This is a genomic window from Pseudomonas palmensis, assembly GCF_017848315.1.
Classification (GTDB): domain Bacteria; phylum Pseudomonadota; class Gammaproteobacteria; order Pseudomonadales; family Pseudomonadaceae; genus Aquipseudomonas; species Aquipseudomonas palmensis.
Genome location: NZ_JAFKEC010000099.1, coordinates 1 through 9,380, shown reverse-complemented (window position 1 = coordinate 9,380; position 9,380 = coordinate 1). Strand labels below are relative to the sequence as shown.

General features: G+C 68.6%; 8 protein-coding genes and 1 pseudogene. All 9 read right to left on the bottom strand.

Annotated elements, in window-relative coordinates:
- Positions 1-137: 137 nt before the first annotated feature.
- Positions 138-1,727, bottom strand: coding sequence for an arylsulfatase (locus JZZ72_RS27070; protein ID WP_043859768.1), 1,590 nt, complete (start codon positions 1,725-1,727; stop codon positions 138-140).
- Positions 1,728-1,805: 78 nt separating this feature from the next.
- The gene (locus JZZ72_RS27065) at positions 1,806-2,822 is read right to left on the bottom strand and encodes an HAD family hydrolase (RefSeq protein WP_078481931.1); all 1,017 of its coding nucleotides are present in this window, start codon (positions 2,820-2,822) and stop codon (positions 1,806-1,808) included.
- Entirely contained in the window at positions 2,819-4,144 is a 1,326-nt protein-coding gene (locus JZZ72_RS27060; protein ID WP_078481932.1) for a BatD family protein, read from the bottom strand. The genes JZZ72_RS27065 and JZZ72_RS27060 overlap by 4 nt, the downstream gene beginning before the upstream one ends.
- Positions 4,141-5,712, bottom strand: coding sequence for a VWA domain-containing protein (locus tag JZZ72_RS27055; RefSeq protein WP_210015456.1), 1,572 nt, complete (start codon positions 5,710-5,712; stop codon positions 4,141-4,143). The genes JZZ72_RS27060 and JZZ72_RS27055 overlap by 4 nt, the downstream gene beginning before the upstream one ends.
- The gene (locus tag JZZ72_RS27050) at positions 5,702-6,706 is read right to left on the bottom strand and encodes a vWA domain-containing protein (protein WP_210015455.1); all 1,005 of its coding nucleotides are present in this window, start codon (positions 6,704-6,706) and stop codon (positions 5,702-5,704) included. Before JZZ72_RS27050 ends, JZZ72_RS27055 begins: the two co-directional genes overlap by 11 nt.
- The gene (locus tag JZZ72_RS27045) at positions 6,693-7,184 is read right to left on the bottom strand and encodes a DUF4381 domain-containing protein (protein WP_043859763.1); all 492 of its coding nucleotides are present in this window, start codon (positions 7,182-7,184) and stop codon (positions 6,693-6,695) included. The genes JZZ72_RS27050 and JZZ72_RS27045 overlap by 14 nt, the downstream gene beginning before the upstream one ends.
- A complete protein-coding gene (locus JZZ72_RS27040) occupies positions 7,181-8,131 on the bottom strand; it encodes a DUF58 domain-containing protein (protein ID WP_043859762.1) in 951 nt (316 codons plus the stop codon). Before JZZ72_RS27040 ends, JZZ72_RS27045 begins: the two co-directional genes overlap by 4 nt.
- Before the next feature lie 9 nt (positions 8,132-8,140).
- Entirely contained in the window at positions 8,141-9,118 is a 978-nt protein-coding gene (locus JZZ72_RS27035) for an AAA family ATPase (RefSeq protein ID WP_043859761.1), read from the bottom strand.
- Positions 9,119-9,143: 25 nt separating this feature from the next.
- A pseudogene (locus JZZ72_RS27030) lies at positions 9,144-9,380 on the bottom strand (hypothetical protein); the annotation flags it as partial.

Here is a 9,380-nt window from a genome sequence, read left to right as displayed (position 1 = left end):
GTGGTGAGTGCTGGGAATACGCCCTCGCGGGAGGGACAACCAGTGCTTGAGCCTAGCAGCAGATTGGCGGGTTGGGCGGGTATCGCAGTCGGCAAAATGCCCCGTCAGGGACGAGGCATCCGTGTGCAGCTTGCCGCCTATTGCTTGCCTTGCTTCATCTTCTCCTCGATCTTCGCGTCCACCTGCTTGCGCACCTGGTCGACGCTGAAGCTGGCCGGGTGCTGGCTGGGTGGGTAGTCGATGAAGGTTTCGAGAAACACCGAGGCCTTCATGGTGGCGATGCCGGTCAGGTAGACGTTCTTCGCCAGCCAGTCGTTGTACTGGTCAGAGACCACGTCGGCGCGCTCATACGGGTCCATGCGCAGGTTGAAGATCTTCGGCACGCGCAGGCACACGAAGGGGTCCTGCCACACTTCGAAGCCGCCGGGGCGACGCTGTTCGCAGAACACCGCCTTCCAGTCGCCGAAGCGCATCGCCACCAGGTCGCCGTCGTCGTTGAAGTAGTAGAACTCGTCACGTGCGCCCTTGGGTTGCTGGCCGGTGAGGTAGGGCAGCTGGTTGTAGCCGTCCAGGTGCACCTTGAAATTCTTGCCACCGGCAGTCGGTGCCCAGCCCTTGAGCAGCTTGTCCTTCACGCCGGTGTCACCGGCAGCCGCCAGCAGGGTGGGGAACCAGTCCAGGCCCGAGAACATCTCGTTGGACACCGTGCCTTCCTTGATCTTGCCCGGCCAGCGGATGATCGCCGGCACGCGGAAGGCGCCTTCCCAGTTGGAGTCCTTCTCGCTGCGAAACGGCGTGGTCGCCGCGTCCGGCCAGGAGAACTGGTTGGGCCCGTTGTCGGTGGTGTAAATCACGATGGTGTTGTCGGCGATCTTCAGGTCGTCGAGGGTCTTGAGCAGCTTGCCCACGTCGCCATCGTGCTCGAGCATGCCGTCGGCGTATTCGTTGCCGGGCATGCCGCTCTGGCCCTTCATCGAGTCGCGCACATGGGTGTACACGTGCATGCGCGTGGTGTTCATCCACACGAAGAACGGCTTGTCGGCGGCCACCTGCTTCTTGATGAACTCCTCGGCCGCGCCGGTGGTTTCATCGTCGATGGTTTCCATGCGCTTCTTGTTGAGCGAACCGGTGTCCTCGATCTTGCCGTCGGCGAAGGCGTGGATCACCCCGCGCGGGCTGAAGTTCTTCACGTAGGGGTCGTTCGGGTCCTTGGGCCAGTAGGGGCGCTCGGGCTCCTCTTCGGCGTTGAGGTGGTAGAGGTTGCCGAAGAACTCGTCGAAGCCGTGCTTGGTCGGCAGGTACTCGTCCTTGTCGCCCAGGTGGTTCTTGCCGAACTGCCCGGTGGCGTAGCCCAGCGACTTGAGTGCCTGGGCGATGGTGATGTCGCGGTCCTGCAGGCCCACCGGCGCCCCCGGTGCGCCGACCTTGGACAGGCCGGTGCGCAGTGGCGTCTGCCCGGTGATGAAGCTGGAGCGGCCGGCGGTGCAGCTGTTTTCCGCGTAGTAGTCGGTGAACAGCATGCCTTCCTTGGCAATGCGGTCGATGTTGGGGGTCTGGTAGCCGACCACCCCCATCGAGTAGGCACTGATATTGGTCTGGCCGATGTCGTCGCCGAATATCACCAGGATATTCGGCTTGTCGGCGGCACTTGCCGCCCCTGTCGCGAGCCCCATCACCGTGGCCGCGACCAGCGCGAGCTGCGGTGCCCATCTGCGTATGCGAGTCATCTGACTTGCCTCCCTTTCGCCATTCGAGCCGCCCGCAGGCGACATGTCGGTTGCATCACTGCTTTGCTCGTTACCGCGTCACTGCGATTGCGGTGTGGAGGCAGGCTCGAACGGGAATACCCGGGCCCAGTCGGCCGCCATGTCCACGATTGTCCATTGCTGGCGGCGCGCTTCGTCCAGCGCCTTGTCCAGCCGTCCGACCTGCGACTCGCGGTCGTAGGCCCATTCACGTTTCGCGTCGGTGTGGTGCACCAGGCCCATGAAGCGCGGGCCCTTGCCGGCGGCGGTCCATTGCAGCATCTGCAGGTCGCCGTCGGAGTTGCCGAAGGCCAGGATCGGCCGACGCCCGATGATCGCGTCGATGCTTTCGGGCTTGCCCGGGCCATCGTCGTTGTGCGCGATCCTGGCGGTACGCAGCAGGGCCGGCACGCCGTCGACCAGCTGGTATTCGGTGACGAAGCTGGAGCCGATCACCTGCTCGGGCGGCACGCCGTACACCTCGTCGGCGAAGGCGCGCATGAACGCGGTGTCGCCCCCGGAAACGATGTACACCTTGAAGCTCTGGCTGCGCAGGTAGTCGAGCAGCTCGTGCATGGGCTGGTAGATCATCTCGGTGTAGGGGCGCTGGTGGGTGGGGTGACGGGCCTTGGCCAGCCAGGCCCGGGCATGGCCGATGAAGGCTTCGGTGCTGACCCCGGTATGGGTCACGCCGATGATTTTCAGCAGGCCGTCCATGCCGGCGGCGGCCAGGGCCTTCTGGTCGTTTTCCAGCACCGCCTTGAACGGCTGGGTGGTCTTCCACTCGGGGTGCTCGGGGGCCATGCGGCGGATCTCGTCGAAGGCGAACAGCACCTGGAAGTAGGCGGGCTGTTCGCTCCACAGGGTGCCGTCGTTGTCGAACACCGCGATGCGTTGCGCGGGGGTCACGAACTGCGGGTCGCCCTCGCGGGTGACGCTTTCGACGAACTGCACAAGGGCGGCCCTGGCGGCGCCCTGATGCCATGAGGGCAGCGGCGCATCGGCCTGGGCCGACAATGGCCAGTGCAGCAGCAATACCAGCAGCAGCCACCCACGAACACTCGGACTGGATTTCATCGCGACTCCCTGTTCTGCATTGGATTGAGCGGGCGCAGGCCGTGGCGCGCGGGCGCGGCAGGCTGGCGCGGTGAATGCCGTGCATGAAGCTGTGCAAGTTCGGCCTTGAGCGCAGCGAGCAGCGTATCGGGCGCGCCGTCTGCGCCGTCTGCGCCGTAGCAGCGTCGCAGCAGCGCCAGCAGGGTGGTGTCGTCGGCCGTGGCCAGGCGCACGCTGCCCTGGCTGCGCCTGAACCACAGGTATAGCGCAGTGAGCTGCGGCGGATGCCTGGCCAGATCAACGGGCACCTGTTGCCATGCATGCTCGGCAGAGGCGAGGCGACGGGCCTGGCGTCGGGCCTGCCAGTGCCGCCAGCGGGCCAGCCAGGTCGGCCCGCGGCTACGCCACACCCGCCACGCCAGGCCCAGTGCCGCGAGCACCAAAGCGGCGCCGAGCCAGTGCCGCGACAGGTGCAGGCGGCCCTGCTGGCCAAGACGCTGCAGATCGTCGGCCACCGAGAACACCGGGGTGTAGGCAGGGCCGGCGCTGGCGGTGAAGGGCACGGCGGGCAGCGTTGTGATACGCAGGGCCTGGTCGGTGGTGCTCCACCAGTGCACCTGCACGGCGGGCAACTGGTAGCTGCCGGGCTGCTCGATGCGGTAGCTGGCGGTGTCGATGCGCTGGCCGCCCACGACGTGGCCACGGCCATCGTCGAGGGCCTGCACCTGGGGCGTCTTGAGGTAGAGGCTCAGGCCCGGCACAGCCTGCAGCGCCGTCACCGGCAGCATCAGGCTCGGCGCGCCCTGGGCCTGCAGGGTCACGCTGCGGGTAAGGCTGTCACCCACCTTGAGTGTTCTGCTTGCCGGGTTCACCTGCTGGGTCAGGCTCAGGGCGCTGGCCACCAGCACCGCCTGGCCCGGCTCGACCCCGGCCGGCAGTTGTACGCGCAGGTGCAGCGCCGCCGTGGTGGCGCTCAGGGCGGCCGCGGCATTGCCCGGCCGGGCCGTCACGGTCAGTGCGGGAATGTCCAGGGTGCCGGCCTGCTGCACGGTGATCGGGTACAGGTAGCGCATGCCGAACCAGGTGCTGCCGTCCAGGTTCAGGGTCAGGTGCTGGGCCTGGTCGCCGGGCGGGGTGACCAGTGCGCCGGGCACGCTCAGCGTCGGCAACTGCGGGGCGCCGGTGAACCAGGTGTCGGTGAGCACGTCCAGCTGCAACTGCACGGTTTCACCTACCACTACGCTGTCGCCCCCCAGCAGTTGCGCCTGCACCCGCAACTGCGGGTCGGCGGCAAGCGCACAGCTGCACAGCAGCCAGGCCAGGAGCAGGCCGACAAGCCTCATGGCGCCCCCCTGGCAGCCTGGTCCTGCAGGCTGAACTTGCGCTTGAGAAACTGCGCGGGCGAGGTGGTGAGGTTCTGCAGCCACAGGGCGTCCGAGGTCGCCTGCGGGGTCTGCACCTGCTTGCTCGGGCCCTTGCCGGCCGGCTTGTCGAAGGCCACCTGGTCGGCCTGCACCTCTGGGGCGTTCTGCTGCGCCGACTCGGTGTCCTTCTGCAGGGCGATGGCCAGGGCGAGGTTGGCCTGGGCCTCGGCAAACCCCGGTTGCAGGGCCAGTGCCTGGCGATAGGCGGCGATGGCCTGGTCGAACTTGAAGCGGCGGGTGTAGATATTGCCCAGGTAGAAATAGGCCGGTGCGGTGTGCAGGCGCGCGAAACTGGCCAGCGCCAGGTCGTAGTCGGCCCCTTGGTAGGCGGCAATGCCCTTCCAGTAAGGGTCCTGAAAGTGCGCCGCCGCGGCGGGCAGGTGGTGGTGTTCGAAGGCCCAGCGACCCTGCTGGTCGGGGGTCATGAATGCATCCACCAGGGCATTGGCGCGCGCCCCGTCCGGGGCCAGCACCAGGCCCAGCAGCAGGCACGCGCTCCAGTTCAGGCTCCAGCCGCGGCGGATGCACAACAGGGCGATCAGCAGCAACGGCCAGCACAGCCAGTAGCCGGCGTCTTTCCAGCGCAGTTGCTGGCTGGCCGGGTCGGCGTCGGCGAAGTGCTGCTGGGCATGGGCCTCGATCCAGTCCAGGTCGTCATCGTCGAGGGTCAGGCTGCCCAGTGGTGCATCCAGCGCCCTGGCCAGCTGTTCGAGGCCGGCCTTGTCGAAGCGGCCCAGTTGCGGCCGGCCGTTGCTGTCGGTGCGCGGCTGACCGTCGGCGCCCCTGACCAGGCCGCTATCGCTGCGGCCTACTGCCAGCACCAGTACCTGCAGCAGGCTGGCATCCAGGGCCTTGCCCAGCGAGGCCAGTTGCGTGGTGTCGGCACCGTCGGTGAGCAGCACCAGGGTGGCGGGGCCGGGCTCGGCGGCGATCAGTTGGCGGGCCAGCCCCACCACGGCCAAAACGTTCTTGCCAGGCTGTTCGATCAGGTCGCTGCCCAGCGCCTGGATGAAGCTGTCGAGCAGCGCCGGGTCGCGGGTGGGGGGCAGCACCAGGTGTGCGCTGCCGGCATAGGCGATCAGCCCGGTGGCTGCGCCCTGGCGGCGTTGCACCAGGCTGTGCAGCTTGTGCTTGGCGGCCTCCAGACGGGTGGGCGAGAGGTCGTTGGCGTCCATCGAGCCGGACAGGTCCAGGGCCAGGATCAACGGCGCGCGGTTGTCGAGAAACTGCGGGCGGTCCTGCTCCCAGGTGGGGCCGGCAGCGGCCAGTGCGCCGAGTGCGAGCAGGGCCGCCAGCAGGTGTATGGGGCGAATGCGGTGCCGGTCGTGGCCGTCCATGCGCAGGTGCGCCAGCAGTTGCGGGGCGATACTCACGTTCAGCGCCTGGCCGCGCTGGCGGCGCCAGGCCAGCACCAGCAGCACGGCGGGCAGCCAGAGCCACAGCCACAGCGGGCGCAGAAAATGCAGGTTGTTCAGGTCAATGTCCATGCGCGGGCGCCTCCACTGGCAGGCGCCTGCGCCACCACGCTGCCGCCAGGGCGAGCAGGTGGTACAGCGTCAGCAGCAACAGGGCCGCGCCCAGCGGCAGCCAGAACAGGTCGCGCTTGGGTTGGTGGCTGTAGGTCTTCACCGCGTGCGGGGTGAGCGTGTCGAGGGTGGCGTACACCTGTTGCAGGGCATCGCGGTCCTGGGCCCGGAAGAACTGCCCGCCGGTGGCGGTGGCGATCTGCTGCAAGGTCGGCAGGTCGACCTTGGCCTCGGCTTCGGCCTGCGGGTCGCCGATACCGATGGTGTGGATCACCACCCCGCGGGCCGCGGCGATCTGGGCGGCGTGGGCGGGGGTGATGGCGCTGCTGGTGTCGTTGCCGTCGGTCAGCAGGATCAGCACCTTCTGCGGCTCGTGAGCCTGCTCCAGCAGCTTGAGGCTCAGGCCGATGGCATCGCCGATGGCGGTGTTGGGCCCGGCCATGCCGACGTCGGTCTGTTGCAGCAGGATCGACAGGCTGGCGTGGTCCAGGGTCAGCGGTGCCTGGGCGTAGGCGCCGCTGCCGAACACCACCAGGCCGAGACGGTCCTGCTGGCGCCTGGCGATGAAGTCGGCGACCACCGCCTTGACCGCGCTGATGCGCGAAACCGGTTTGCCGTCGGCGTTCTTGAGGTCGACGGTCTGCATCGACTGGGAGATGTCGATGGCCAGCATCAGGTCGCGTACCGGTGCCTGGTGCTCGATGGGGGGCTCGACCAGCACCGGGCGTGCCACGGCCAGGCACAGCAGTGCCCACACCAGCCAGTGCAACAGCAGCTGCCAGCGATTGGCCCGGGTGCCGGGCAGGCGCGGACGCTGCCCGGTGGCCTGGCTGATGGCCTCGAAGAACGGTACACGCAAGGCGCTGCGGGCTTCCTGATAGGGCGGCAGGTAGCGGTAGCCGAGCAAGGGCAGCGCCAGCATCAGCAACAGCCAGGGGTAATCAAGCTGCCACATGATGATGCTCCACCCAGGCGCGGCTGTAGCCCAACAGCGCTGACGCATCGATTTCGTGCAGGCGGCTGTCGGGGGCATAGGCCAGCTGCGCCAGTTGCCAGGCGAAGTCGGCGGGCAGCGGGGTACGTGAGTGGCTCACCAGAAACGCCTGCCAGTCGGCGGCATGCAGCGGGGCCACGGCCGGAGCCTCGGGCATCGACAGTGCCACGCGCTTGAGCAGCTCGGGCACTTCGCGCAGGGCCTGCACGCGCCGGGTCTGATCTGCCATTGCCTGTTCCAGCTGGCGCAGGCGTGCCAGGGCTTGGCGGCGGTAGCGGTCGCGCTGCCAGCGGCGCAGGCGCAGCGCCGCCCACAGCACCAGCCCGGCCAGCAGCAATGCCGCCAGCAGCGCCCAGCCCCAGGTTTGTGGCCAGTAGCTGACGGCGGGCGGCAGCGCCAGCTCCTTGAGCTGGTCGACGCTGGGCACTGGCGCGGTCATGCCGGTGGCCTGCGCAGCTTGCCCAGTTCCATGCGCAGCTGTTGGGCGGCAGGCAGGGCGGTGCTGAACATCAGCAGCGGCACCTGGCTGCGGCGCAACATCTGCGCCACGTCGTGCAGGCGGCCACTGAGAAACTCGCTCAAGGGTTTGTGCACCTGACGCCGCTCCACCGCCAGCTCCACCTGCAACTGGCCCTGGGTCACCAGCAGGCGCCCCTGGCGTGGCAGGTCGAGGGCCAGCGGGTCGTAGACCTGCAACGCGATCACGTCGTTGTGGGTACGCAACTGGCGCAACTGATGCAGGGTGCGTTCGCCGGCACCGGCGAAGTCGCTGATGAAGCAGATCAGGCAGTCGTGCGCGGCCAGCGCCAGGCAGCGCTGCAGGACTGTGTCGAGGCCGTGCGCAGCATCGCCATCGGGTACATCCGCCGACAGCGCCTGGTTGAACTGTGCGGCCCTGGCGCAGATCGCCTGGACCCGGCTGCGGCTGCGCAGCGGCGCCAGGTATTCGATGCGGGTGTCGTCGAACAGCAGGGCGCCGACCCGGTCGCCTGCCGCCAGCGCGATCCACGCGCACAGCGCGGCCAGTTGCGCGGCCAGCGCCGACTTGAAGCTGACCTGCGAGCCGAAGAACATCGACATGCGCTGATCGAGCACCACCAGCACCGGGCGGTCGCGTTCTTCGGTGAAGGTGCGTACCACCGGCGTGCCGGTGCGCAGGCTGGCCCTGCAGTCGAGATGGCGCAGGTCGTCGCCGGGCTGGTAGCGGCGCAGCTCGTCGAAGTTCAGGCCGCGCCCGCGCAGGCGCGAGGCGTGGCTGCCGGCCAGCACGCTGGCCCTGGGCTGGCGCGCCAGAAAGCTCAGGCCACGGGCATCGAACGCCAGCGCCATCAGCTGCGCCAGCGATACGTAGACGTGCCCGTCGGGTTGCTGCGCCGGTGCTGGCATATGCGGTCCTCAGGCCGGGATGGCCACCTTGTCGAGCAGGCGGTCGAGTACCTCGCTGCTGGTCACGCCGTCGGCCACCGCGTCGTAGCTCAGTTGCAGGCGATGGCGCAGCACCGGGTGGAGCATGGCGCGCACGTTGTCGGGCGAGACGAAGTCCTGGCCCTGCAACCAGGCATCGGCGCGCGCGCAGCGGTCCAGCCCGATGCCGCCGCGCGGGCTGGCGCCCAGCTGCAGCCAGCGCGCCAGGTCGGCGTCGTAGTCGGCGGGGTGGCGGGTGGCGTTGACCAGTGCGATCAGGTAGCTGTCGATGGCCGGGGCCACGTGAATGGCCGCCACTTCCCGGCGGGCCTGGAAGATCACCTCCTGGCCGAGGCTGAAGCTGTCGCTGGCCGCCTTGGCCGCCGCCCGCTGTTCCTCCTGGCGCAGCAGTTGCAACACCTGGCTTTCATCGGCCGGCGCGGGGTAATCCAGCAGCACCTTCATCAGGAAGCGGTCCATCTGCGCCTCGGGCAGCGGGTAGGTGCCTTCCTGCTCGATGGGGTTCTGGGTGGCGATCACCATGAACAGGTCGGGCAGCCTGTGACTGGTGCCGGCCACGGTGATCTGGCGCTCCTCCATGGCTTCGAGCAGCGCCGCCTGCACCTTGGCCGGGGCGCGGTTGATCTCGTCGGCCAGGATCAGGTTGCCGAACAGCGGGCCGGGCTGGAAGCGCACCTGGTGCTGGCCCTCGACCTGTTGCAGCACCTCGGCGCCGGTGATGTCGGAGGGCAGCAGGTCGGGGGTGAACTGGATGCGGCTCATGCGTGCATCCAGGTGCCGGGCCAGGGCCTTGACCGTGCGGGTCTTGGCCAGGCCCGGCAGGCTCTCGAGCAGCACGTGCCCGTTGGCCAGCAGGCCCACCAGGATCTGGCGGATCACCTGGTCCTGGCCCAGCACCGAGGCGGCGATGGCGGCGTGCAGGGCATTGATGTCGGTGAGGGCGCTCATGGGCATTCCTTTGGGTCGGGTGGTTTCACCATGGCGCAGGCACCACGATGAACTGCACGTTGCTGCCGACGTACTGCGGCTGGTACCAGGTGGCGCCGCAGTGCTGGTAGGCCACACCGTTGGCGACCACCGACACGCAGTCCGGCGGTACCTCGGCCACCTGGGTGCCGATGGCGATGGCCGTGGCAGTGGTGGCACCGACCACGGCAGCGGCGGCCCAGGGGTGATACCAGTCGTCCGGGTGCGGCGGTGGCGGTGGCGG